Origin of the sequence: Acutalibacter sp. 1XD8-33 (assembly GCF_003612555.1) — a bacterium.
Taxonomy (GTDB): Bacteria; Bacillota; Clostridia; order Oscillospirales; family Acutalibacteraceae; genus Acutalibacter.
The window spans coordinates 1-24,088 of record NZ_RAZF01000037.1 but is presented as its reverse complement, the minus strand read 5'-3'; the positions used below and the strand labels follow the sequence as shown (position 1 = coordinate 24,088).

General features: G+C 53.1%; 21 protein-coding genes and 1 tRNA gene. 16 read left to right on the top strand and 6 right to left on the bottom strand.

Annotated features, from left to right (window positions below):
- The first annotated feature begins 1,142 nt into the window (after positions 1 to 1,142).
- The 6 genes from D7X94_RS15675 (at position 1,143) to D7X94_RS19700 (ending at position 5,316) form a co-directional block, all read left to right on the top strand.
- Positions 1,143 to 1,565, top strand: coding sequence for a hypothetical protein (locus D7X94_RS15675; protein ID WP_147401760.1), 423 nt, complete (start codon positions 1,143 to 1,145; stop codon positions 1,563 to 1,565).
- Between the two features lie 114 nt (positions 1,566 to 1,679).
- The gene (locus D7X94_RS15670) at positions 1,680 to 2,849 is read left to right on the top strand and encodes a DNA methyltransferase (RefSeq protein ID WP_120428575.1); all 1,170 of its coding nucleotides are present in this window, start codon (positions 1,680 to 1,682) and stop codon (positions 2,847 to 2,849) included.
- The gene (locus tag D7X94_RS15665) at positions 2,849 to 3,670 is read left to right on the top strand and encodes a DNA-methyltransferase (protein WP_120428574.1); all 822 of its coding nucleotides are present in this window, start codon (positions 2,849 to 2,851) and stop codon (positions 3,668 to 3,670) included. Before D7X94_RS15670 ends, D7X94_RS15665 begins: the two co-directional genes overlap by 1 nt.
- A gap of 246 nt (positions 3,671 to 3,916) precedes the next feature.
- Complete coding sequence (locus D7X94_RS15660) at positions 3,917 to 4,174, top strand: hypothetical protein (RefSeq protein ID WP_120428573.1); 258 nt, start codon at positions 3,917 to 3,919, stop codon at positions 4,172 to 4,174.
- A gap of 217 nt (positions 4,175 to 4,391) precedes the next feature.
- Positions 4,392 to 4,775 (top strand): GIY-YIG nuclease family protein, encoded by a 384-nt coding sequence (locus D7X94_RS19705; RefSeq protein WP_330558242.1) that lies wholly within the window; start codon positions 4,392 to 4,394, stop codon positions 4,773 to 4,775.
- Entirely contained in the window at positions 4,744 to 5,316 is a 573-nt protein-coding gene (locus tag D7X94_RS19700; RefSeq protein WP_330558241.1) for a DUF4357 domain-containing protein, read from the top strand. Before D7X94_RS19705 ends, D7X94_RS19700 begins: the two co-directional genes overlap by 32 nt.
- Before the next feature lie 238 nt (positions 5,317 to 5,554).
- Here D7X94_RS19700 and D7X94_RS15650 read toward each other — a convergent pair.
- Together D7X94_RS15650 and D7X94_RS15645 are read right to left on the bottom strand one after the other, a co-directional pair.
- Positions 5,555 to 5,638 (bottom strand) — tRNA-Leu (locus D7X94_RS15650).
- A gap of 94 nt (positions 5,639 to 5,732) precedes the next feature.
- Positions 5,733 to 6,380, bottom strand: a complete 648-nt coding sequence (locus D7X94_RS15645) for a gamma-glutamyl-gamma-aminobutyrate hydrolase family protein (RefSeq protein ID WP_120428572.1) — start codon at positions 6,378 to 6,380, stop codon at positions 5,733 to 5,735.
- A 512-nt stretch (positions 6,381 to 6,892) separates the two neighbouring features.
- On the opposite strand from D7X94_RS15645, the gene D7X94_RS15640 reads away from it, so the two are divergent.
- From D7X94_RS15640 to D7X94_RS15605, 8 genes are all read left to right on the top strand, one after another.
- Positions 6,893 to 7,723 carry a M15 family metallopeptidase gene (locus tag D7X94_RS15640; RefSeq protein WP_120428571.1) on the top strand — a complete coding sequence of 277 codons (831 nt, stop codon included), beginning with the start codon at positions 6,893 to 6,895 and terminating at the stop codon, positions 7,721 to 7,723.
- Between the two features lie 135 nt (positions 7,724 to 7,858).
- The gene (locus tag D7X94_RS15635) at positions 7,859 to 8,368 is read left to right on the top strand and encodes a GNAT family N-acetyltransferase (RefSeq protein WP_120428570.1); all 510 of its coding nucleotides are present in this window, start codon (positions 7,859 to 7,861) and stop codon (positions 8,366 to 8,368) included.
- A gap of 219 nt (positions 8,369 to 8,587) precedes the next feature.
- Positions 8,588 to 10,045, top strand: a complete 1,458-nt coding sequence (gltX, locus tag D7X94_RS15630; RefSeq protein WP_120428569.1) for a glutamate--tRNA ligase — start codon at positions 8,588 to 8,590, stop codon at positions 10,043 to 10,045.
- A complete protein-coding gene (locus D7X94_RS15625) occupies positions 10,042 to 10,563 on the top strand; it encodes a GNAT family N-acetyltransferase (RefSeq protein WP_120428568.1) in 522 nt (173 codons plus the stop codon). The genes gltX and D7X94_RS15625 overlap by 4 nt, the downstream gene beginning before the upstream one ends.
- Positions 10,564 to 10,587: 24 nt before the next feature.
- Positions 10,588 to 12,282, top strand: a complete 1,695-nt coding sequence (locus D7X94_RS15620) for a glutamine--tRNA ligase/YqeY domain fusion protein (protein ID WP_120428567.1) — start codon at positions 10,588 to 10,590, stop codon at positions 12,280 to 12,282.
- A gap of 432 nt (positions 12,283 to 12,714) precedes the next feature.
- Positions 12,715 to 15,846 carry a UvrD-helicase domain-containing protein gene (locus D7X94_RS15615; protein WP_120428566.1) on the top strand — a complete coding sequence of 1,044 codons (3,132 nt, stop codon included), beginning with the start codon at positions 12,715 to 12,717 and terminating at the stop codon, positions 15,844 to 15,846.
- A gap of 345 nt (positions 15,847 to 16,191) precedes the next feature.
- Entirely contained in the window at positions 16,192 to 17,049 is an 858-nt protein-coding gene (locus D7X94_RS15610) for a dipicolinate synthase subunit DpsA (protein ID WP_120428565.1), read from the top strand.
- 58 nt (positions 17,050 to 17,107) lie between these two features.
- Positions 17,108 to 17,671: a dipicolinate synthase subunit B gene (locus D7X94_RS15605; RefSeq protein ID WP_120428564.1), complete on the top strand. Its 564-nt coding sequence runs from the start codon at positions 17,108 to 17,110 to the stop codon at positions 17,669 to 17,671.
- A gap of 175 nt (positions 17,672 to 17,846) precedes the next feature.
- On the opposite strand, the gene D7X94_RS15600 is transcribed toward D7X94_RS15605, so the two are convergent.
- From D7X94_RS15600 to arfA, 4 genes are all read right to left on the bottom strand, one after another.
- Complete coding sequence (locus D7X94_RS15600; protein ID WP_120428563.1) at positions 17,847 to 18,260, bottom strand: tetratricopeptide repeat protein; 414 nt, start codon at positions 18,258 to 18,260, stop codon at positions 17,847 to 17,849.
- Positions 18,261 to 18,274: 14 nt separating this feature from the next.
- Complete coding sequence (locus D7X94_RS15595) at positions 18,275 to 18,904, bottom strand: CpXC domain-containing protein (RefSeq protein WP_120428562.1); 630 nt, start codon at positions 18,902 to 18,904, stop codon at positions 18,275 to 18,277.
- Positions 18,905 to 18,924: 20 nt separating this feature from the next.
- Positions 18,925 to 19,587, bottom strand: a complete 663-nt coding sequence (locus D7X94_RS15590; protein ID WP_120428561.1) for a hypothetical protein — start codon at positions 19,585 to 19,587, stop codon at positions 18,925 to 18,927.
- Between the two features lie 66 nt (positions 19,588 to 19,653).
- Positions 19,654 to 21,174 (bottom strand): arabinosylfuranosidase ArfA, encoded by a 1,521-nt coding sequence (gene arfA, locus D7X94_RS15585; protein WP_120428560.1) that lies wholly within the window; start codon positions 21,172 to 21,174, stop codon positions 19,654 to 19,656.
- A gap of 466 nt (positions 21,175 to 21,640) precedes the next feature.
- Here arfA and D7X94_RS15580 point away from each other — a divergent pair, with 466 nt between their 5' ends.
- Entirely contained in the window at positions 21,641 to 22,258 is a 618-nt protein-coding gene (locus D7X94_RS15580; protein WP_120428559.1) for a leucine-rich repeat domain-containing protein, read from the top strand.
- Positions 22,259 to 22,497: 239 nt separating this feature from the next.
- Positions 22,498 to 24,088: leucine-rich repeat protein (locus D7X94_RS15570; protein ID WP_147401759.1), on the top strand; the 1,591-nt coding region annotated here is incomplete at its 3' end.

The window sequence follows — 24,088 nt, the reverse complement described above, 5'->3', positions numbered from 1 at the left end:
CGCGCTCGCTTTTGCTCTATTTTCAAATCTCTTTTCCTTTTCCTCTTTTCCTCATTTTTCAGTAAACCCTAGTTAATTCTGGAGATGGTGATTATCTTACTGCTGATACTATTTGGGATTTTAAAGTTAGCAAGTCCAAGCCAACCAATAAGCATACTTTACAATTATTGATGTACTGGATTATGGGACAACATTCAGGACAAGCAATATTTAAAAACATTCAAAAATTGGGGATATTTAATCCAAGATTAAACGAAGTTTATTTGCTTAGTACAAATGCGATTTCAAAAGATATTATTTCAGAGGTAGAGAGTGATATTATATGCTACTGATTTCAGAACTTTAATGATAAAATATGAATGCGAATAAAATAGCAAAGCCAGCCGAGCCAGTCAACGGTCAAGATGAACGGCGCTTTCAGCGCCGCCGTTGACAGTCTCGCCCACCTTTGCTGATGGGTAATCAAGGCAGGAAAGCCCTAAAATGGCTTTCCCGCCCATTTCGATTTTGAGAAAAGTGCGGCCCCTAAAATAGATAGGTGTGGCTACACATATAGTCACGGCGTCCAAAGGTGTGGGACATTTTGTCCCATAGGCTGGGGACGGTAGACGAGGGACGGGGGCTTTCATATACGCCCTGTCTGCTGCTGAAACCAGCCCTTTGTTTCCGGCTTCCCAGCCCCAAACAAAGCCCTGCTTTCCTGCCGCTTCAAATGCCCTTGCCCTCCCCGGCGGCAATGGCGACAGAGCGTATAACACACTACACTTTGCTTCGCAAAGTCGTGTGCCAAATGGGGCGCTGCCCCCTTTGGATACCCCCACAACAAACAGGCGCTATGCCCCTTGCCGGGAGCATAGCGCCGTTTGTTGTCAGCAGCCCGTTTCACGGTCTGCGTGTAGTTCCTTGTAAACTGACCTAAACCTGACGCAACAACACAGTCTGTCCATCTGCGCCAAATTGAGCGGTTAATGAAGATGCCTCGTGCAGGCGTTTCTCTCAACGCATCCGATCAATTGTTTGAGTCCATATACAATAAACTATTCCGTCTAAAAAGTAGTTATCACAACGCTGTCGGTCGGAGCCTGCTTATTGCCTTGGGCTGTAAATGTTTAATGCGTAGGATTGGCGATGTATATACGCGCATGGACGCGATATATTCTTCTCCAGCAGGTTCTTTTGGTGCTGTAGAGGTTGAATTTGGAAGAGATACGCTTGACGCATCCAGAGGAGTTCTTGATGATATTGCAGTTCTCAATACACGATATGGAGTACATAAACACGACAATAAAGCTCTCGTAATTTGTCTGCAATTGCCCAATGCAGGGCAGGGATATTGGCAGGTCGTAAGAGATGTAAAAATCGTTGAAGGAATCAAAATAGGAACTATTACCATTGGCGTTTTGATGTTTCTTTTGTGGAACGGATGCGTTCTTGAGCCGGAAGATGATCGATATTACATTGACTACGACAATATGGACTTGAGGCATATTCTTTGCGTCCAGGTTGACTGCGATGATATTCCATTGAGTGACAGAGAACTCGGAATTATGGAACCTATGAAATAAAGTATCAGCATATATTGAAAAGTGTTGAATAGTTTTGAATAGTCTTGACAATATTCGCCTTTCGCGGTATCATATGAAATGGCATATTGCTATACAGAAAGGCGGAACGATTATATGTCCGAAAACATAGTTGGAACTAAGCAGGCAGCAGAAATACTCGGAGTAAGCATTTCGACTATTTACAGGATGGTTGATCAGGGGATTCTCCAACCCTTTAAAACACCTGGTGGGCAGAGAAGATTCTCAGTAAGCCAACTGGAGGAATATCAGGAAAAAAGCCGTGGCATTGTTGCCCCACAGAATCCATATCAGATGAAATCTACCATGGTATCAGAAGGAATTATAACGGATAGTGACAATGTTTTCTCTGAAACCGCGGTTGTAGTTGATAGTGATTCTGAGACAACAACTGATCCTGCCACTGATAACAAGCCGGTGGACCCTCGGAATTCATTAAATGATCTTAACGGATCGCAGTGGCTTCCTGAAACAAAAAGCTTCTTTTATCAGAAAGGACTTGGTGCTAAACATCCACACGCACAAATTGAGCGTCAACATCCTGCTCCATTTTCTTTTCAAGACATTTCACATCTTGTCACTTTTTTTACCAAGAAAGGAATGGAAGTGCTTGATCCCTTTGGCGGAGTAGGCTCAACTGCTAAAGCGTGTGAACTTGAAAGACGCATTTGTACCAGTATTGAATTACAAAAAAGGTGGCACGATTTAGCGATTGAGCGGCTTGAAACAGAGGTTGGAGAAGGAACTTCTAAGAACCACACTTTTATCCTTGGAGATGCGCGTGAAGAATTGAAGAAGTTAGGTAACTGCTCATTTGACTTTATGGTTACCAGCCCTCCTTACTGGTCAATCCTCAACAAAAAGGCTGATTATAAAGTAAAAAAAGAACGTCTGGCTAACAACCTGGCGACTAACTACTCTGATAATGACGAGAATGATCTTGCAAATATCGAAAACTATGAGGAATTTCTTCGTATTCTTGTTGATGAGATATTTCTCGAATGTGGAAGGCTTCTTAGGCCCAAAAAATATATGTGCTTGGTCGTTTCCGACTTTAGGAACAAATCCGAATTTATAAGTTTTCACAGTGACTTGATCCAAGCGTTAAATCATAAGGTGACCGCAGACGGATACAAGATTACATTGCAAGGTGTAAAGGTTCTCCTTCAGAACCACAAAACGCTCTTGCCATACGGATATCCTTTTGCCTATGTCGAAAATATCCATCATCAGTACATACTGATTTTTAGAAAGGACAAGAAGTGATGGCGGAGAATTACAACGGACTGATTTGTGGAGACTCCGATATTCTCCTTCAGGAAATGCTGGATGCCGGAATCAAGGTTGACCTCGTGTTGACAGACCCTCCTTACAACCTTAATAAGGATTTTGGAAACAATAGTGATAAACTTTCCTTAGAGGATTTCTTGACAATTTCAAAAAAGCGTATTGAATTGTGCCATAATCTTCTTGTCCCGAACGGGAGCATAATATGGTTTGGCATTCATCACTATATCGGTTTCATTCAGTCCATCATGTATGAGGTTGGGCTGAATTATCTGCGTATGAATATATGGTACTACGAGAATGGATTTAGCAGGCTTACCACAGCACCACTCACCCAATATGAACCTTTTCTCTGGTTCTCAAAGTCTCCTAAGAAGTGGACTTACAATGTTGACGATGTCCGTATTCCGTATAAAAGTACAGCGCGGTTAAAGAATCCTGTTTACTATAAAAACTCCAAAGGAGAGCGAGTTAAATGGGAACCGAATCCACTTGGCGCGATGCGTGGTGATGTATGGGCATTTCCCACTCTTGCAGGAAAGCTATTCCAAGACGAAAAAGCACCACATCCGACACAAAAACCGGAATCACTAATCACTGAAATCGTAAAGGCATTTTGCCCTAAGAACTCAGAAGGATTCTATGAAGGAGTCATTTTAGACCCGTTTCATGGTTCTGGCACATTGGGAGTGTGTTGCGAAAAGCTAAACAGACAAGGCCACAAAATCAAATGGATAGGAATAGAACTTGAAGAACGCTGGTGTGCTGTGGCACGGGAGCGTCTTAGAAATATACAATAACAATTCTAATAATAGTAATCTTGCTTATTGATCAGTTGCATTTTTATTCAGGCTGGGTTATACTATCATTGCGCAGCGTTATCACGGTAAAAACAAAATACATCAGAATACGACATAATGTAATTGTGACTACTGGCATGGTTTGGCAAGGCACGGTGTGGTTTGCCATGGTCAGGTGTAGCATGGCGTGGAATGGTCACAAGCAGCTACCCTTCATCAATATTAGAAATTGAGCGGAGGTACATTATGAATTATTCAGAAAGCACCATCAGGCGCAGAGCATACAACATCGGTTACCGGGTGGAGAAAGGCTTCCAGCATTTTGGACAGTTTGTCTACCACGACTCTTGTGGCAACCGCTTTACAGGCTATATGGTGAAAGACCTGTATACCGGTTTCTATGAGTGGGGTTGTTACAGTGAGAATTTCGACCACTTGTGGAATCTTGACGATGTTGCCGAGTTCCTCAAGGGCGAGTATGAAGCTCGCGGGTTGGCTTGGTAAAAGGCTGATTAACTTTCAAAAACCGTGAAAAAAAACGTGCGCATGGCCTCCGGTTTACTTGGGTAGCATCGGAGGCCACCTTTTTAATTGTCCACCCTGCCTTTCAATCTTTCCTCCCACAGGATTAGGGGGGAGTTCAATTTCTATTCAGGTCCATCAGCATTCAAAAGAACGAATATAATGCGACAGAAATCATTGTGGATTAGGGGGAACCGTAATGCGCGGAAAAAGCATCAACCTATTTTTGATGGACGGAGACGCCAATGGCCGTATCAAATGCACCCTTGCCAACTGGACAGGTATCGCCTATAAAATCCCCCGTACTGAACTTGACAAGTGCAAGGAACGGGATGACTTAAAGCAGAGCGGTGTATATTTCTTGTTTGGAGCCTCTGATCAAACAGGGAAGCTGGTTGTGTATATTGGACAAGCCGGGGCCAGAAAAAATGGTGAGGGCATCCTTAATCGACTGCAAGAGCACAAGCGCAACCCGGAGAAAGACTACTGGACAGAGGCAGTAGTATTTACAACATCAAACAATTCCTTTGGCCCCACGGAGATCAGTTATCTTGTTTGGCCCCACGGAGATCAGTTATCTTGAAAATCGTTTCTGCAATCTCGCTATTGCTGCCAACCGCTATGAAGTGAAGAACGGCAATGATCCCACCTCCGGGAACATAACTGAGGAGAAAGAAAGTGAGTTAGAGGAGTTCATTGATTTCGCTAAGCTCATCATGGGTACATTGGGACACAAGGTTTTTGTCCCTCTGAGTCAGATTCCATCAACAAAAGAGCAGCCAGGAGATGGAGCAGAAACAGATGAGGGTGTTAAGTTCTACCTTACCCGTACAGTTAAGCAGTATGGTATAACCGTCAACGCTACGGCAAGGCAAACCAGCGATGGCTTTGTTGTACTACGGGGTAGCAGTATTTCGCCGCAGGATGACAATACTATTTCAGCCGGAATCAGGGAGCGCCGAAAGTCAGCTCAAGTAGATGAAAACTATGTTCTGCTGGAAGATATCCTCCTTGCCAGCCCATCTGGAGCGGCTATGTTTGTTGTGGGGAAAAGTGCAAACGGCTGGACTTCCTGGAAGACCCAAGACGGAAAAACTCTCCACGACCTGGAAAGCAATCAGTAAATGGAATGACAACCTTTCAACGATTCCCCCAACCTTTTAATTTTCCCTCTCGCAAAGCCAGGGGAGGGTTCAAAATCCAAATCTCGCTCACCAGTATCCGCCCCCTAGAAACGAAAAAAGCGGGATGCCGGGGGCCATCTGCACCCCCGGCATCCCGCTATCCCCTTGATTCCAATGCTTTTTCAAAGGCAAAATTAAAAAGTCCTCAGCCGATTGTATCATCGACTGAGGACTTTCGTGGTGCGCGAGACGGGACTTGAACCCGTACGCCAAAGGCACACGCACCTCAAACGTGCCTGTCTGCCAGTTCCAGCACTCGCGCAAATTTCTAAATTATTATAGCACTTGCAGAGCAGTTTGTCAATGTGAAAAATAAGCGAAAGAAATATTTTTCGCGAAATTTCTGCCTCACCTCTTTATAACAGGCTGATAAAAAAACGAAAAATTTTTCCACCATCCACAGTGTCTGATCTGGCATGACACAGAGCCATTCGTTCCGGATGCCATTGCACAGCGTAGATGTGCTTTTGAGGCAGTTCCAGCGCTTCAACTACACCGTCCTCAGAGACAGCTGCGACACGGAGGCTAGGAGGTATTTTCCCGGCTCCTTGGTGGTGAGCGCTGTTTACAGGAAACGACCGGCCATAGAGGTCCTGCAAAAAACTGTCCCTACCGGCTGTAACCAGATGGCGTTTGTCGCCAGTGGACTCTTCCCAGCAATGCGTGGAGGCAGTGGGCAAATCTTGTATCATGTCGCCGCCAAAAGCTACGTTCAGAATCTGAAGTCCCCGGCAAATGCCCAAGATGGGCCTTTCGGCCTGGACAAATTTTTCAACTAGAGCTAGTTCTGTTTCGTCAAGAGCACGGTCGATCCCCCGGCTGCCCAGATTTTCCGCGCCATATATTCCAGGGTCAATGTCCGCGCCGCCGGGCAGCAGTAATCCAGAACATGCGTCAGCCTGGCTCACGTCTGTGGAAACGACAGCTTCCCCGCCCCAGGCTTCTATGGCCGCTACATAATTGGCCCGCTTTACCCTGTCTCCAAAAACATAAATTTTTTTCATCGAAATCACTCCTATGCCGTATTTTGTTGTCGGAGAGAATCAGATCTTGTCGGTTGGCGGCGGAAAAAAACCGTGGGAATATGGAAAGTTCACAGAATAAAGGTTGACTTTTGGGCTGAATCCATATACAATAGAGTCAATCAATATGCACCATATCTATGGGCCTGTGATTAATATGGCCTACAGATGGGGTAAAAAGAAGAATAAATGGGAGGCCTTACTTCCCAGAAGGATTGCGCGTCTAACAATTGCCTGTAAAAAACGGGCAGTGAAATCCGGAACCCTCTGAACTATAGTATGCCTCCCATTGCTTTTTTTGTCAAGCAGCTTCTTCCTTCCGTGAAACATTCTACGGGGCTGAATTCTAAACGGCCGCGCCCCGTGTTTTCCTATTCTATGAGAAAACTCCGGAAAGAGTGAACATAAAATGGCAGGAGAAACAAAGTTCAGGACAGTTTAGAGGGCCGGCTGCACGAAGCAATTTTAAAGAAATAACGGAAAGGGTGAACGATATGACAGCGAGAGAAGCAGAAACGCGCAGGTCCCGGCGAACAGAACGGAAAAACAGAGAAGGCGCCGCCGCGGCAATGGTGATTATGGCGGTGCTTATGTGCATGGCCATCGTGGTGTTTGCCATATGGAGCGCAGGGAAGGCCTCAGAGAGCAACGCGGTGGAGGCGGGGGGAAAACCCGTTACGTTGGGAGTTGCCCGAACTCCGTCCACTGCTACCGGCGCTGCAGCGGAAAACCCCAACTCTCAGAGCAGCTATCAACAACTTTCGGATCCGTTTCTGGTGCTGGTGAACACACAGGTGCCTTTGCCAGAGAATTGGCAGGTTACACCGGCTTTCATCGGGGAGGAGACGGTGGACAACCGGATCTATGATGATTTGAACGCAATGTTCCTGGCCGCTCAGGCAGATGGCATCACCCTTTGGGTGGCATCCGGCTACCGCAGCGTGGAGGACCAGGAGCGCATTCTGAGCCGGGAAATCCGGCAGCATATGCAGAATGACGGCATGACCGAGGAGGAGGCCAGAGAGTTCTCTTTGCGCACCATCAATCCCCCGGGGCACAGTGAGCACCATACAGGGTTTGTGGTAGATCTCAACGACGTCAGCGACAACTTTGAGGAGACAGAAGCCTACCAGTGGCTTAGCGAGCATGCGGCGGAGTATGGCTTTGTCCAGCGCTACCGTTCGGATAAGGTGGAGTTCACCGGCATTGACAACGAAAGCTGGCATTATCGCTATATAGGCAAAAACCATGCTCAAGAGATGGAGAGCCTGGACATGTGTCTGGAAGAATATGTGGAATATCTGAAGGGCCAAGGGGTTCAGTAAGAACTTGACAAACAGCCGCCCGGGGGGTACAATACCCCCGGACGGCTGAATTTATCAGGCAAAAGGGGAGCGGTCCCCGCCGGACCGGCTGTTTTATAATAGACGATAGGAATCAAACAGTTGGGAGAATGGAATATGAATGTTGAATTGAGGGACTATGAAACAGCCTTCGCCCAGGACCTGAAAATGGATATCGCGGAGTTCTTTGCGTTCCATGGCGATTTGGTAGGAGCGGGGGAGGAGGCCCGCGCTCAGGCGGAGCGCGAGGCGGCGGAAACATTGGAGGACTGGCAAAGAGACAGCAGCGCCCTATATGTCATTTTGTGTGATGGCGGATATGCCGGGTTTCTGCGGCTGGACTACCGGGGAGACCAGGTGGCTTGGATTGAGGATTTGTATGTCCGGCTTGCGCTGCGGGGACAGGGCGTGGCTTCGGCTGCAATCGGCCAAGCGGAGAAGATTGTGGCCGCCCGCCCCGGCTATACCGCCCTGTGCATGGACGTGGTCCCACGAAACGAGGCGGCTATGCGGCTCTACTACCGGCTGGGCTATGACAGCGTCAGCCTGCTCACCCTGCGCAAGGAGTTTGGCGAGAACCACCGGGACAGAAAGACAGAAATTCTCGGCAGAACCTTCAAGATATGAAGGAGGTGCCCAAAGAGCACGTTTTTTGAAGTGATAGAAGTCCTCCGGGCGCAGAGGTAGCGCCGACCGAACCGGCAGGTGAGAAAAACCCCTGAGCTGCCAGCGGCCAAAACATCAACCGAAACCGCGCTTTGGCGCTTCCATAGCAAAGTTTTTCTTGCCAACCGGCGCCCGGTTGTATTATAATAGAAAGAATCCAAAGAGGAGAGAGGGAAGGATATGAGCAAGGTAAGAACGCGGTTCGCCCCCAGCCCCACGGGGTTTATGCATGTGGGGAACCTGCGCACGGGCCTGTATGCCTATTTGGTGGCCAAAAGCCAGGGGGGAGAGTTTGTCCTGCGCATTGAGGATACGGACCAGGAGCGTCTGGTGGAGGGCGCGGTGGATGTGATCTACCGGACCCTGAGCCAAGTGGGCCTCCGGCACGACGAGGGCCCGGACGTGGGAGGCGGGTACGGCCCCTATATCCAGAGCCAGCGCCTGGATACCTATAAGCCATATGCGGAGCAGCTGGTGCGGGAGGGTAAGGCTTACTATTGCTTCTGCACCAAGGAGCGGCTGGAGGAGCTCCACGAAGCGGGCTTCGGCGGCTACGACCGCCACTGCCGGGACCTGCCCGAGGAAGAGGTGGAGCGCCTGCTGGCCGCCGGGACCCCCTATGTGATCCGCCAGAAAGCGCCGCTGGAGGGGGCGACCACCTTCCAGGACGCCGTGTTCGGGGAGATCACCATCGAGAACAAGGAAATCGAGGACCAGGTCCTCATCAAGGCGGACGGCTATCCCACCTACAATTTCGCCAACGTGATCGACGACCACCTGATGAACATTACCCATGTGGTGCGGGGCTGCGAGTACCTGACCTCCACCCCCAAGTACCAGCTTCTCTATGAGGCCTTGGGCTGGGAGCAGCCGGTCTATATCCATCTGCCCCTGATCATGGGCAAAAACGAGGACGGCTCTGTCAGTAAGCTGGCAAAGCGCCACGGCTCCACCAGCTTTGAGGGCCTGGTGGAGGACGGCTACCTGCCGGAGGCCATTACCAACTATATCGCCCTGCTGGGCTGGTGCCCCAAGGACAACCGGGAGGTGTTCAGCCTGCCGGAGCTGGAGGAGGCCTTCTCGGTGGAGGGGATCAGCAAGTCCCCGGCAGTGTTTGACTATGATAAGCTCAGCTGGTTCAACAGCGAGTATATTAAGGCCATGGGCGAGGCGGATTTCCGCGCCCATGCTATGCCATACTATAAAGAGGTGTTTGGAAACGCGGACAAGCCCTGGCAGGTGCTGGACGGCATCCTGAAGGCCCGCCTTGCCAAATTCAGCGAGATTCCGGGGCTTCTGGGCTTTTTCAAGGAGCTGCCCGACTACCCGGTGGAGTATTTCATCAACAAAAAGTCCAAGACGAACTTGGAGAACTCCCCGGCCATGCTCCGGGCCGCCATCCAAGTGCTGGAAGGGCTTCCGGTCTGGGAGTTGGACACCATCCATGACGCGCTGATCGGCCTGGCTCAGAAGCTGGAGGTGAAGAACGGCACCCTGCTGTGGCCCGTGCGGATTGCCGCCGCTGGCACCCTGGTCACTCCCGGCGGGGCCATGGAAATCCTCACCGTGCTGGGCAGGGAAGAGGCCCTTCGCCGCCTGCGGCTGGGCCTGGAAAAGCTGGCCGAGGAGAAAGCATGATACACGTTCACACCCAGCGCTTGGAACTGCGCCCCATGGAAGATGCTGACCGGGACAGAGTGGTGGAGATTCTGGGGGATGAAATGGTGAAAAAGACCTACATGGTCCCAGATATTACCAGCCGGGAAATGGGGGACAAGCTGTTTCAGCGTTTGAAGGAATGCTGTACGGCGGAGGGGCGCTATGGAGCGGGCGCATATTTCCAGGGGAAGCTGATCGGATTTTTGCACGATGTGGAGATCTCCGGCGGCACAGTGGAGATGGGCTATGCCTTCCATCCCCACTGGCACGGTCGGGGGTTCGCCACAGAGGCATTCGGTGCGGCTATGGACGCGCTATTCGCCCAGGGGGTGGAGCAGGTGCTGGCAGGCGCCTTTGACAGCAATTCCGCCAGCATAAGGGTCATGGAGAAATGCGGCATGGCTCGGCTGGACCGGGAAGAGGACATCGAGTACAGGGGAGAGGTCCACCGCTGTGTGTACTATGGAAAAAGTCAGCGGGACGCATCGTCCCTATAGATATTGAAAGAGGAGGCTTTTGTGATGCGCGATGAAAACAAGCTGGATATTTCAGCCGTAGCCAGCACCAATTTTATTGACGAATTTGTAAAGGAAGATATGGCCCCCGGCGGGCGCACCGAAGGGATGCGGGTCCACACCCGATTCCCGCCGGAGCCCAACGGCTACCTGCACATCGGCCACGCCAAGGCCATCTATGTGGACTTCGGCACGGCGGAGCGCTTTGGGGGCATCTGCAACCTGCGCATGGACGACACCAACCCCACCAAGGAGGACGTGGAGTACGTGAACGCCATCAAGGAGGACATCCACTGGCTGGGGTACGACTGGGACGACCGCTTCTATTACGGTTCCGACTTCTTCGAGGAGATGTACCAGGGGGCGGTGGAGCTGATTGAGAAGGGCCTGGCCTATGTATGCGAGCTGACCCAGGAGCAGATGCGGGAGATGCGGGGGGACCTGACCACCCCGGCCCGCAGCCCCTACCGGGACCGGCCCAGGGAGGAGAGCCTGGACCTGTTCCGCCGGATGCGGGCGGGGGAGTTCCCGGACGGGCGTATGACCTTGCGGGCAAAGATCGATCTGGCCAGCGGCAACTTCAACATGCGGGACCCGGTGATCTACCGGATCAACCACACCGCCCACCACCGCACCGGGGACAAGTGGTGCATCTATCCCATGTATGACTACGCCCACCCCTTTGAGGATGCCATGGAGCACATCACCCACTCGCTGTGTAGTCTGGAGTTTGAAGACCATCGGCCCTTCTATAACTGGGTGATCGAGAATGTGACGTTGCCCTCCAAGCCCCGGCAGATCGAGTTCGCCCGGCTGGGTATCGACCACACAGTAATGAGCAAGCGCAAGCTCCGGGCTCTGGTGGAGGGCGGATATGTGGACGGCTGGGACGACCCCCGCATGCCCACCCTCTGTGGCCTGCGCCGTCGGGGCTATACTCCCAGGGCCATCCGGAATTTCTCCGAGCGCAACGGCGTCTCCAAAGCCGCCTCCACTGTGGAGTATGCCTTTTTGGAGCACTGCCTGCGGGAGGATCTCAACGAGCACGCCCGGCGGGTAATGGCTGTGCTACACCCGGTAAAGCTGGTGATCACCAACTACCCAGCTGACAAGGAAGAGACCTTTATGGTGGAGAACAATCCCAACCGCCCGGAGGACGGGGAGAGGGAGGTCTGGTTCTCCCGGGAGCTTTGGGTGGAGGCGGAGGACTTCCTGCCCCAGGCTGCGCCCAAGTTCAAGCGCCTGTACCCGGATGGCCCGGAATGCCGCCTGAAAGGGGCATATCTCATCAAATGCACGGGTTATGAGACGGATGATCTGGGCAATGTGACGGAGATCTCCGCGGAGTACGACCCGGACAGCCGGGGCGGCGATCCTGCCGACGGCCGCAAAATAAAAGGGGCCACGCTGCACTGGGTAGACGCGAAAACTGCCGTAGACGCTGAAGTGCGGGTGTACGATAACCTGTTTACCGTGGAAAACCCGGAGGAGGGAGATTTCCTGGACTATTTGAACCCGGATTCCCTTCAGGTGCTCACAGGCTGCAAGGTGGAGTCCGGCCTGAAAGACGCCAAGCCAGGGGAAAGCTATCAGTTCATGCGTCAGGGCTATTTCTCTGCTGACAGCAAGGATAGCGGCCCGAATAAGCTGGTGTTCAATCGCTCCGTGAAGTTGAAAGATGGGTTCAAGCCTGGAAAATAGGCCTCTCAGCGCCAGGCCATAAAGAGTATGATAGTAAGCGCGCTCGAAAATCGGAACACAAATCCTATCGGTACAGTTTCTGATTTTCAAGCTGGGCGGTTCAGGAGGTATCACCTCTCCCCGCTAGGTTCAAAAGAGATCGACTACTGAACTGCGTTGACTATAACAGGGAGCCGCTTATTCTTATGCCGTTTTTAAGAATAGGCGGCTTTTTTGCAGCAACTTAGAGTATGTCTTAAAATTCTGAAATACCGTCTTTTTGCCCATTGATAGGCATTTTCCGCGTTGAAAGTCCTCGAAATACGAAAGTGTTTCCTGCGGTTTTCGCCTTGAAACCGCCTGCCACTTGACAAAAATCTGGCATTTCGACCGTTCTTAAACAGACTCTAGGGTGGCTGAATGGTGCCGAATTGGAAAAGGAAAGGGGTTTTTATGTATATTGCGGATTTGCACATCCACTCCCACTACTCCCGGGCGACCAGCAAGGACTGCACGCCGGAATCTTTAGAGCTGTGGGCGCGGCGCAAGGGAATCGACGTCGTTGGAAGCGGAGACTTTACACACCCTGCATGGCGGCGAGAGCTGGGGGAGAAGCTGGAGCCGGCGGGAAACGGGCTTTATGTGCTGAAACAAGAGTATCGGATCCAGGACGGCACAGCCGGGGACAGTATGCGGCCGTATTTTGTGATTACCGGAGAGATCAGTTCCATCTATAAGAAATATGACCGGGTGCGCAAAGTACACAGCCTGATCCTGCTGCCTGGGCTGGAGCAGGCGGAGGTGGTTTCCCACAGGCTGGAAGCCATCGGGAATCTCCATTCCGACGGCAGACCTATCCTGGGATTGGACTGCCATGATTTGCTGGAAATTCTTTTGGAATTGTGCCCGGAGGCGGTTTATATCCCGGCGCATATCTGGACGCCCCATTTTTCCCTTTTTGGGGCGTTTTCCGGGTTCCAGTCTGTGGAAGAATGCTTTGGTGACCTGTCCGGCTACATCCATGCCATGGAGACGGGGCTCTCCTCCGACCCGCCTATGAACTGGAGGGTGTCCGCGCTGGACTGCTATCAGCTCATTTCCAATTCAGATGCCCATTCTCCCTCAAAGCTGGGCAGAGAGGCCAATATTTTTGATACGGATTTGTCCTACGAGTCGTTGAGAAAGGCTATCCAGACCGGGGAGGGCTTGGCCGGGACTATTGAGTTTTTCCCGGAGGAGGGAAAATACCATTACGATGGCCATCGAAAATGCGGCGTCTGCCTGGCTCCTGCCGAGACGGTGAAATATGGTGGGGTCTGCCCTGTCTGCGGGAAGAAGCTGACAGTTGGGGTGTCCCATCGTGTGGAGCAGCTCTCCGACCGCCCAGAGGGATACCAAGGACAGCGGGCGGCTGATTTTGAAAGCCTTGTCCCACTGCCAGAGCTGATCGGTGCGTCTGTAGGGTATTCGCCGGCCAGCGCCAAGGTGGCGAAGGCGTATCGGGAGATGCTCTGCAAGCTGGGCCCGGAGTTCCCCATTCTGCGGGAGCTTCCCCTGGAGGAAATACGCGGCGTATCCGGCGGGCTGATTGCGGAGGGAATCGGAAGGCTTCGAAGAGGGGAGGTTTCATGGAGTCCCGGCTTTGACGGAGAATATGGAAGTCTCCGCCTATTTACTCCCAGTGAAATCCAGCGACTGAATGGACAGATGAGCCTGTTCGGGCAGCAGATGGACGCTCCGGGCGTGGGAGCGGAGAAGAAACGCCGCCAGGCTTTGAAAAAGATAGGCGGCGCTGAAACAGAGAAATCCCCTGTGCCGTCTGTAAAATCCCAGCATCGGGAACCGGTCTGGAATGAAAGACAGCGGCAGGCGATTCAATCCGTCCATCGCATAACCGTGGTAAAAGCCGGCCCCGGCACAGGAAAGACAGGGACGCTGGCCGCGCATATTCTCTACCTGCTGGAGACGCGGCGGGTAAGGCCGTCCTCCATTACGGCGGTGACGTTTACCAATCAGGCCGCCAAGGAGCTGCGGGAGCGGATCCAAAAGGTGCTGGGAAAGAATGCGGTTCAAAAAATGCAGATCGGAAGTTTTCACGGGATTGCCTGGAAACTTCTCCAAGAAAGAGGCGCGGTGTCCCTTGCGGGAGAGATGGAGACAAGAGGGCTGGCCGGGAAAATCCGTCAGGAATATGGATTGAAGCAGTCTGTCTCTCAGCTTCTCTCCCAGATCTCCCAGTACAAGACGGGGATGCGCGGGGGGGATTCCGGTTTGGAAAAGCAGGTGTTCGACGCGTATCAGAATGCTTTGAAAGAGTGGGGAGCCTTGGACTTTGACGATCTCCTATTGGAAGCGCTGGAGATTGCCCGGGAAGAGGCGGAGGGAGGCCGAACCGATACGGGGTGTTTCTCCTATCTGCTGGTAGACGAATTCCAGGATATCAGCCCCCTGCAATACCAGTTGATTAAGGCGTGGAACCAGGGGGGAAGAGAGCTGTTTGTCATCGGGGATCAGGACCAGGCCATCTACGGATTCCGGGGAGCCGATGCCGGGTGTTTTCAGAGGCTTGCGGAGGACTTTCCGGAGGTAAGCCGGATTGTCCTGGAGGAAAATTACCGGTCATCGCCCCAGATCTTGGGGGCGGCCTCCGGGGTGATCTCCCGCAATCCAGGCGGAGAACGGAAGTGGAACCCCAACCGGCCAGAGGGCGTTCCGGTCAGGCTGGTGGAGGCGGAGAGCGAAAGAGCGGAAGCTATTTTTGTGGCAAAAGAGATCAATCGCCTGACTGGGGGGATCGGAATGTTGGAAGCCCAGGACCTGTTTCCAGAGAGAGGGGAAAGCGCCAGGGGCTTTGAGGACTTTGCCGTATTGTACCGGACCCACCGGCAGGCCGCGCTTTTGGAGGAATGCCTTCAGAAGGAAGGAATCCCCTATGTAGTGTCAGGAAGAGAGGGATTCCTGGAAGAGGAATCCGTGCGGGGAACCGTTTGCTTTTTTAAGGCTCTCCTACAGCCCGAGGACAGGCTGGCCGTCCAGATGGTGCGGACGTTGCTGCCGGGGATGGAGGAATATGAGGCGCTGGCGGAAAAGTATACGCCGCGGCTCAAGCGGCAGAGCCCTCAAAAGCTCTTAGAAGAATGGATGAAAGACCGGGAACTGGAGGGAAAAGAGGAGATGCAGAAGCTCTGCCAGATGTCGGTCTTTTATCAGAAAATGCCGGAATTCCTGGAAGCTCTGGAGACAGGAGCAGAGAGCGATGTAAGGCGATGCGGGGGAAAGCGGTATATTACCGGCACGGTTACCCTGATGACGTTGCATGGCGCAAAGGGACTGGAGTTTCCGGTAGTCATTATCTATGGAGCAAGAAAAGGGCTGATTCCCTTTGCAGGGGGACAGAATGTCTCCGAGGAGGAAGAACGCCGTCTGTTTTTCGTGGGGATGACTAGGGCCAAGGACGAGCTGATCCTCACATCCTCTCAGGAGCCTTCATCCTTTTGGGAAGAGATTCCCTCTAGGACGGCCCGCTGGGAAAAACCGCGAACCAGAGAACGGGACAGACAGTTAAATTTGTTTGATACCTTATGAGCCGCTAAAGGATTCCCAGCCTGCGGGCGTTTCTCCGGGACAACTTTATGGGCTTTCCCCAGACCCGCAAGAATCTTTATAGAGCACCGCGCCGGCGGCGTTTCCCGTTCCCTTATATGGGAGAGCGGAAACGCCGTTTTTGCCGCTCACAAAAACCGGATTCCGCCATATTATGGAGTATCCTCGCTGAAAAAAGGCGGGGCAAGCCCCAACAAGTATAGTTAACGCAGCGCAAAAGAGGTAACTTCACTGAGCTGCCCAGTTCGAAAACCGGAAATATCAATTATCAGGCGTGTTTCCTATAATTGGTCGGGAAAGATGCCATAAGCGAGAGGAAGTGGACATGTGACACGTTCTGTGTTTGGAATCCTTGGCGGAGACCGCAGGCAATTGTATCTGGCCCGGTCCATGGCCGAAGATGGATATGAGGGCTATGTCAGTTGCCTGGAAAATGCCGCCTATCCGGTTGGATTTGTCCAGCTGGGGCTTCATCAGGTGCTGGAGAGATGCGACATCATTATTCTGCCGCTACCTGCCACCCGGGACGGCCGGTATTTGAATACGCCGTTATCCAACCTGGAGATCTGGCTAGATGATGATTTTGCCCGGCTGTTTCTGGGAAAGCGGGTGTTTGGGGGGATGCTGCCCAAGCTGATGGCGACCTCACCGCTGTGGAAAGGCGTCGAATGCCGGGACTACTATTCCCGGGAGGAATTGGTGACAGGCAACGCCTATCTCACTGCCGAGGGGGCGGTCGGCCTGGCAATACAGGAATATGAAGGGGGACTGGGGGGAGCCCGGTGCTTGATAACCGGGTTTGGACGCATTGGAAAAGCTCTGTGCTATATGCTGAAGGGCATGGGGGCGCAGGTATTCTGCTCCGCGAGAAAATCCAGTGACCTTACCGCGATTCGAGCCATTGGAGCGCAGCCAGTGGGGTATGAGGAGATAGCCCAGCCCTTTGATTTGATTTTGAATACTGTTCCCGCCCAGGTGGTTGGGGCGGAGACGCTCCGGCAGCAGCGGCGGGATACCCTGATTATGGAACTGGCCTCTGCTCCAGGGGGGATTGATTTGGAAGCGGCCGGGAGCTTGGGGCTGCGGGTCCTGGCGGCGCAATCCCTGCCGGGAAAGATGTCGCCCAAAGCCTCTGGGGAGTTGATCAAAGAGACGGTTTACCATATGCTAGAAGAGAATCCGTAATAGTCCGCTGGTTTAACCGTACCGAGCCGTTCAATAACAGAAGAAAGGAGATGGTCTAATGCAAACGCTGGGTTTCGCCATGTGCGGCTCCTTCTGTACTCTGGATAAAGCCACAGAGCAGATGGCAAAATTGAGCGAGAAATACGCTTTGCTGCCGGTGATGTCTCAAAATGTTTACGAGACGGATACCCGGTTTGGCAAAGCAGAAGAGTTTATCCGCAAAGCGGAGGAAATTTCGGGCCGAAGCGTGCTGCACACGATTGTAGAGGCTGAGCCCATAGGCCCCAAGCGCCTGGTAGACGCCATGGTGGTGTGCCCCTGCACGGGAAACACGCTGTCGAAAATCGCCCTGGGAATTACCGACACGCCTGTGACGATGGCGGTCAAGTCGTCCCTGCGGGTAGGATTGCCAGTTGTGATCTGCCTTGCCAGCAACGATGCGATAGCGGCCTCCGGCCAAAACGCCGCCCGTTTGATGAACACGAAGAACGTCTATTTCGTGCCCCTGCGCCAGGACGACCCGGAGAAGAAGCCCTTTTCCCTGGTGGCGGATTTTTCCCTCTTGGAAGAGACGGTTGCGGCCGCTTTTCAGGGACGGCAGATTCAGCCGGTTTATCGCTAACCCCATACAGCAAAAAAGCCCGACAGGTGTATGCCCGCCGGGTCTTTTTGAATCATTTTTTAGCCGGAAGAGAGTCACTCTGGTCTGTGTTAACGCCGTATACGCGCTTGGGTTGCCAAGCAGGCGGCTTTTCCACTTGGCCCAAAAGGGATTGAGATACCTCTTTTGAGCTGCGTTAACGATGGGAATCGGTCTGGCCGGGAAGGGCGATTCCCCGTTCACGGCATTTCTGAATGGCCAGCTCATGATTTTGCAGCGCGGCCTGCCTGTACCAGAAATCAGCCTTTTCCTGGTCCAGATTTGTGCCGAGACCCTTTTCGTAGAGCTCCGCAAGATTGCATTGGCCGTCCCAGTCGCCATGCTCTGCGGCCCGCAGGGACCAGGCGAAAGCTTCCTCCAGATTCTTGTCCACGCCAAGGCCCTCCCAGTAAAAGTATCCCACCTGGCATTCTGCCAGCGGATATCCCTTCTGGGCCAGGGGCAAGTACCCTTGGAAGCATTTGTCATACTGCTGGGTTTTCCAGTATTTCTCGATCAGCTCATTGCAGGCTTCCAGTTCTTTACAGGGCTGATAATAGCTGCTGGCCATGGCGGCGCCTCCTCTTATGTGCTCTGGTACTCCTCAATGATTTTTTTTGCCAGCCGGGCATCCACTGTAATAAAATTCTCCGGTTCCACATAGTCCAAGGTGCGCAGTACTTCCTGGGACTGGTTGTATACCTCAATTCGGGTGGAATGGTACACCGGTTCCGGCTGGCGGGGCAGGAAGATGGCAAAATCCATTTTCTCGCCTTCCACCTTGCTGAAATAGGCATGGAGCCGGGCGTTATCATAGCTCCGTCTGATAATGGTGCAAAGGGCGTTCTTTACCAGCTCTACCGCCACATCATTGAGGCCGCTGTCAAAAATCAGGATTTTCTCTTTTAACTCCGCCAGATTTTTGACCCGGCGCTTTACATAGCCCTGCATCTGTTCTGTGGATTCCACCGCGCTGCCACTGCCTCCCGGCGCCGCACAGATCACATAGCGGGCACGGTTGTCCACATAGACAAAGGGGTAAGCCATAGCGGCAAAATAGTTGCAGCGCTGGCAACGCCAGTCAAAGAGTGTCTCGTCCAGTACGCTCTGCTTCAGGTCTGGGTTATCCTTGGCATTGATACTGGAAAAAAGCCGGTATTTCTGGGATTCCCCGCATTGGGGGCAGATGATATCCTTCACGATCTCCGTTGACATTCCCTCATTCCTCCCAGCGCTCAGCCTTCAAAAGGCAAATCGTCATTCTCGTCAAGTTCAGCCGCAGGCTGAATCTTGTGGTCAGCCGCAGGCTGAATCTTGTGGTCAGCCGCAGGCTGAATCTTGTGGTCAGCCGCAGGCTGAGCTTCCTGCCCGGCCTTGGCCAAACCCTCTTCAGACAAGGGGTCCTGTTCAAACTGCTTCACGTCGGAGAGGTCGATCTCTTCGCTGTTTTCGTCCTCCGGGTCATAAGGGATGTCCTCGTCCCTGGTCACCGTGACCTCAATGGGTCCCTTGTTGAAATGAAACAGTGTTCCCGGCTTTTTTCTCCTGGTCACGAAGATAGCGGTAGGGCCGTCCGCCCCGCCGATGACGCCGATGCTGGCAGCTTTGTTAATCTGTATCACCCGCTCTAGGTCCTCCAGAGCGCTGTCCCGGCGGGCCTGGATTTCATCGATCCGGGCACAGTGGGGCTCGGCCACGGGGTTTTCCCGATCCCGCAGGGCGTTATAATAGTAGCGGCCCAGGGCCAGATATTCCTTCTCGGCAGCCTTTTCTTCGCAGCGGATCACCATGCGCAGCCGGTTCGCCAGCGCGGCCAGCCGGTTTTTCTCTGTCAGATGCAAGGCCGCGGCATGGGTGCAGTCCTTTGCCGATTTGGCCCAATCCTTCAAAAATCCCATAATAAACCTCCTAATTGCTTGATACTGCTGATTGCTTATAGTTAGTATGGACCGGCTTCCCGCAAATTAGGCCTTTCCCAACCGGATTACGTTCCAGGAGGCGGGGGAGAGCCGGGACTTCAGAATATCCCCTTCCCGCTGGTCCCGGTCTGTCGCGATTTTGGGGGAAACGGCCTGCGCCGCCGGGGAGTTCGCGGCCTTGAATTCCTCATGTTCCAACACAATATGCTCCTGGAGCACATAGCCGGGAAAGCCCCGCAGGTCGGTTTCCAGCACAATGCTTTCTTCCAGATCCCGGTTAACTGCGAACACAGTGATCTCCTCTTTTTCGTCGTTCCATACCGCTACAGATTCCACATCGGTTACACCGGAGAAATCCTTGGTATCGTGGCGGGAGGAACGCAAGGCGGGATTTAATGCGATTCCCCGGCCGTACTTTGAGGCGTGCAGATAGGGATAGTAAATGGTCTGCTTCCAGGCAGGACCGTTTTCCTCGGTCATGATCGGAGCGATTACATTCACCAGCTGGGCCAGGCAGGCCATGCGCACCCGGTCGGAGTGCTTCATCAGGGTGATGAGCATCAGCCCCACCAGCAGGGCGTCCTCAAAGGTATACCGGTCCTCCAAAAGATGGGGGGCTACAGACCAGGGCCGGTTGGCCATAGCGTCGTTGTCAGACTCATTGCTGTGGAACCACACGTTCCATTCGTCGAAGCTAAGCATGATGTTCTTCTTAGCCCGCTTCTTCGCTTTCACAAAGTCGCAGGTGGAGGTCACCGTGCGGATGAAATAATCCATATCGTCCGAACGGGCCAGGAAATTTCGGGTGTCGTTGTCCGGGTTGCCATAGTAAGTGTGCAGAGAGATGTAGTCCACGCTGTCGTAGGCTTCTTCCAGCACGGAGGCTTCCCATTGAGGGTAACTGGGCATCCCGGTATTAGAGCTGCCGCAGGCCACCAGCTCTATGGAGGGATCAATCTGCCGCAGGGCCTTGGCGGTTTCGTCGGCCAGGCGTCCGTATTCTCGGGCGGTTTTGTGCCCTACCTGCCAGGGGCCGTCCATCTCGTTGCCCAGGCACCAGGTTTTGATATTGTGGGGCTCCTTTACCCCGTGGGCAACGCGCATGTCGCTGTACTTGGTGCCAGAGGGATGGTTGCAGTATTCCAGCAGGTTGCAGGCGGCGTCGATGCCCCGGGTGCCCAGATTCACAGCCATCATCAGGTCGGTACCGGCCTTTTTGGCCCACCGGGCGAACTCGTTTACGCCCACTTCGTTGGTTTCGGTGCTGCGCCAGGCCAGTTCCAGGCGGCGGGGGCGCTCCGCCACAGGGCCCACGCCGTCCTCCCAGAAATAGTTCGAGACGAAATTCCCGCCGGGGTAGCGGACGATGGGCACGCCGATTTCCCGCACCAAGTCCAGCACATCCTTGCGGAAGCCCTCCTCATCGGCGGAGGGGTGGCCGGGCTGGTATACGCCGCCGTAGACGGCCCGCCCCAGGTGCTCCACAAAGGAGCCATAAATTCTCTTATCGATACGGGAAATTTGGAAATCCGGGTCCAGGGTGATTCTGGCAAATTTTCTGTCCATACGCTTGCGACCTCCTGTTATTCTATCATTATTATACACTCTGGCCGGCGGGGAAGTCAACACAGACGGGAGAAAAGGAGAAAATAAAAGCATTCAAATCCGGGAGAAGGAAGAAATGAACGGATTATGAAAAAAACACCTTGCCTTTTGGTGGCAAAGGTACTATAATGAGCATGGAAATATAAATTGCGGCAGGCAGCGGGGTGCGCCAACACCCTGCTGCCCTGTACGAGTGAGACAGCACTCAGCACAGCAATCAATAAATTGCATCACAGGCTTATTATACCATTTTTCCGTTCTTTTTCAAGGAAAAATATAGTAGGCTGTGCGTTCGCATTGACTTTATCAAGGCGGTGCTGGGCTAAAACCTCGGCACCGCTTTTTATATTTCCGGCGGGACCCCGGGGCGAAGCCATGTCCGCCCCAAAGGGGGACTGTTGGAAAATATATTTAGGAGGGTTCAAAAGTGAAAAAGGTTCTATCGGTTCTTTTGGCGCTGTGCCTGCTCTTTGGCGCAGTGCCCCTCTCTGCCAGCGCGGCGGGCGAGGATTTCGTTATCGATGAAAAAGGCGTACTTACAAAGTACAAAGGCTCCGGTGGGGATGTGGAAATCCCAAGAGGAGTGACAAGAGTTACTCAGTATGCATTTTATGATGTTTATGACAAGCTGACAAGCGTGACCTTCCCTGATACAGTTACTAGCATAGAAAATTATCCATTTGAAAGGTCTTATCAGCTTACCAGGTTTGTGGTAGACCCTAATAACCCAGTGTACACCAGCGTGGATGGAGTATTATTCACCAAAAATATGGATGAAATCGTACTGTATCCGTCAGGTAAAGCCGGGGATGAATTCACCATACCTAGCACTGTTAAGCGTATTGGGAACTATGCATTTTTTGATAGTTCGTTGAAAAAGATTAACCTTCCTAACGGCCTTACTAGTATCGGTGAATATGGACTTGGTGGTTGTCCAAACTTGACAGCCATAGATATGCCTAATAGCGTAGTTGAGATTGGTGACTATGTAATGTTTTCCAGGGCTGCACCAGCCTGCGGGAGATTCGGATCCCGAAAACCTTAACCAAATGGGGAGGCTCTGAGAATTTTAAGGGTTGTACCAGTCTGACGGACGCATATTATGAGGGCACCAGGGCCGAGTATAACGCCGCGGTTGCGGCGCAAACCGACGCTCTGTTCCCGGAGGGCGTTACCGTCCACTGCACGGATGACGCGGCCGGGGACGATGAAAATCCCCCCTGCGGCGACAACCTGACCTGGAAGCTGGAAAACGGCGTTCTCACCGTCAGCGGCACCGGCCCCATGTATGACTATGGAAGCAATCCTCCGACGTATGAGGAAGTCACTCCGCCCTGGTTCGTCGATCCGGATAACAAAGAAAAGATCAAAAAGGTTGTCATTGAGCCAGGCGTAACCACTGTAGGCGAACGTGCTTTTATTCACTGCAATAATCTTGAGGAAGTTGTTATCGGCGACAGCGTGACAGATATTGGAGATTTCGCTTTTGCGGGGTGCTCAAACCTCTGGAATGTTATCTTTGGGAATAACCTGAAAACCATTGGTTATGAAGCTTTTAACGACTGCGAGAAACTGAGCAATCTTGCCCTCCCGAACAGTGTCACGACCATTGGCCCATGGGGATTTGCTGGCTGTGCCTCGCTGAAAAATTTCCACATTCCCGCCAACGTAACCAGTCTCGGAGACTATGCGGTTCCTCGCAGTCTGGAAAGCATCACCGTGGACCCGGCAAATTCCGCCTATGTTGTGAAGGATAAGGTGCTGTTCACCAAGAACATGAAAGAGATACTCACCTATCTTTCTTGCAAGACCAATACCACCTACACGGTTCCCGACGGGGTGGAAATTCTCCATGAGGGCGTTATGGAGGGCGTTCCCAGCCTTACCCATGTGACCTTGAACGACGGCCTGAAGGAGGTCGGCCCCTGGGTGCTGGCCAGCAACAGAAACCTGAAAACCGTTATCGTGCCGGCCAGCGTCACGAAGATGGGCAACCAGGTGTTCCTGTACTCCGGCAACATCACCGATGTCTACTTTGGCGGCACCGAGGCGCGGTGGAAGGATTTGGGGAAAGACACCAATATTGGCCTGCCCCGTGCCGCGGTTGTCCACTTCAATTCCACCGGCCCGGATGGCGCTACCCCGACCCCCACGCCCACGGCAACTCCCACAGCTACTCCGACCGCTACGCCTACGGCAACTCCCACAGCTACCCCGACTGCAACCCCCACTGCCACGCCCACCGCTACTCCCACCGCCACTCCTACGGCAACGCCTACCGCCACGCCCAAGCCCCTTACTCCCGAGGAGCTGGAAGAGGCCAAGATGAAAATCGCCGTGCTGGAGCTGGTGAACCAGGAGCGGGCCAAGCAGGGCCTTCCCGCTTTGGGCGCAAACAGCAAGCTCAACGAGGCGGCCAATATCCGCGCCAAGGAGATCGTGGAGAAGTTCTCCCACGACCGGCCCGACGGAAGCAGCTGCTTCACCGTATTTGACCAGGTGGGCACCGGCCGGTATTTTGCCGTTGGCGAGAATATCGCGGCGGGCCAGCCCACGCCCCAGTGGGTAATGGACACCTGGATGAACTCCAGCGGCCACCGGGCGAACATCCTGGGCTCTGACTACAAGAATATCGGCATCGGCCTGTGCCGCACCAACTCCGGCTACGGCTACTACTGGGTGCAACTCTTCTTCACCGGGCCCGACATCCACACCGAGGACAACGCGTTCGGCGACCTGAACGCCACTCCCAAGCCCAATTTCACCGACATGCCCAAGAATCAGGACTTCGTGAACGCCATCACCTGGGCCATCGAGAAGGGGATCACCGCCGGGACCAGCAGCACCACCTTCTCTCCCGACCAGGGCTGCACCC

Coding starts and splice junctions, on each gene's coding strand:
- gltX (WP_120428569.1), top strand. CDS start 8,588: ATGAGCAAGGTAAGAACGCGGTTCGCCCCCAGCCCCACGGGGTTTATG.
- D7X94_RS15625 (WP_120428568.1), top strand. CDS start 10,042: ATGATACACGTTCACACCCAGCGCTTGGAACTGCGCCCCATGGAAGAT.
- D7X94_RS15660 (WP_120428573.1), top strand. CDS start 3,917: ATGAATTATTCAGAAAGCACCATCAGGCGCAGAGCATACAACATCGGT.
- D7X94_RS19705 (WP_330558242.1), top strand. CDS start 4,392: ATGCGCGGAAAAAGCATCAACCTATTTTTGATGGACGGAGACGCCAAT.
- D7X94_RS15665 (WP_120428574.1), top strand. CDS start 2,849: ATGGCGGAGAATTACAACGGACTGATTTGTGGAGACTCCGATATTCTC.
- D7X94_RS15675 (WP_147401760.1), top strand. CDS start 1,143: ATGGACGCGATATATTCTTCTCCAGCAGGTTCTTTTGGTGCTGTAGAG.
- D7X94_RS15615 (WP_120428566.1), top strand. CDS start 12,715: ATGTATATTGCGGATTTGCACATCCACTCCCACTACTCCCGGGCGACC.
- D7X94_RS15640 (WP_120428571.1), top strand. CDS start 6,893: ATGACAGCGAGAGAAGCAGAAACGCGCAGGTCCCGGCGAACAGAACGG.
- arfA (WP_120428560.1), bottom strand. CDS start 21,174: ATGGACAGAAAATTTGCCAGAATCACCCTGGACCCGGATTTCCAAATT.
- D7X94_RS15600 (WP_120428563.1), bottom strand. CDS start 18,260: ATGGCCAGCAGCTATTATCAGCCCTGTAAAGAACTGGAAGCCTGCAAT.
- D7X94_RS15635 (WP_120428570.1), top strand. CDS start 7,859: ATGAATGTTGAATTGAGGGACTATGAAACAGCCTTCGCCCAGGACCTG.
- D7X94_RS15620 (WP_120428567.1), top strand. CDS start 10,588: ATGCGCGATGAAAACAAGCTGGATATTTCAGCCGTAGCCAGCACCAAT.
- D7X94_RS15645 (WP_120428572.1), bottom strand. CDS start 6,380: ATGAAAAAAATTTATGTTTTTGGAGACAGGGTAAAGCGGGCCAATTAT.
- D7X94_RS15595 (WP_120428562.1), bottom strand. CDS start 18,904: ATGTCAACGGAGATCGTGAAGGATATCATCTGCCCCCAATGCGGGGAA.
- D7X94_RS15670 (WP_120428575.1), top strand. CDS start 1,680: ATGTCCGAAAACATAGTTGGAACTAAGCAGGCAGCAGAAATACTCGGA.
- D7X94_RS15590 (WP_120428561.1), bottom strand. CDS start 19,587: ATGGGATTTTTGAAGGATTGGGCCAAATCGGCAAAGGACTGCACCCAT.
- D7X94_RS15605 (WP_120428564.1), top strand. CDS start 17,108: ATGCAAACGCTGGGTTTCGCCATGTGCGGCTCCTTCTGTACTCTGGAT.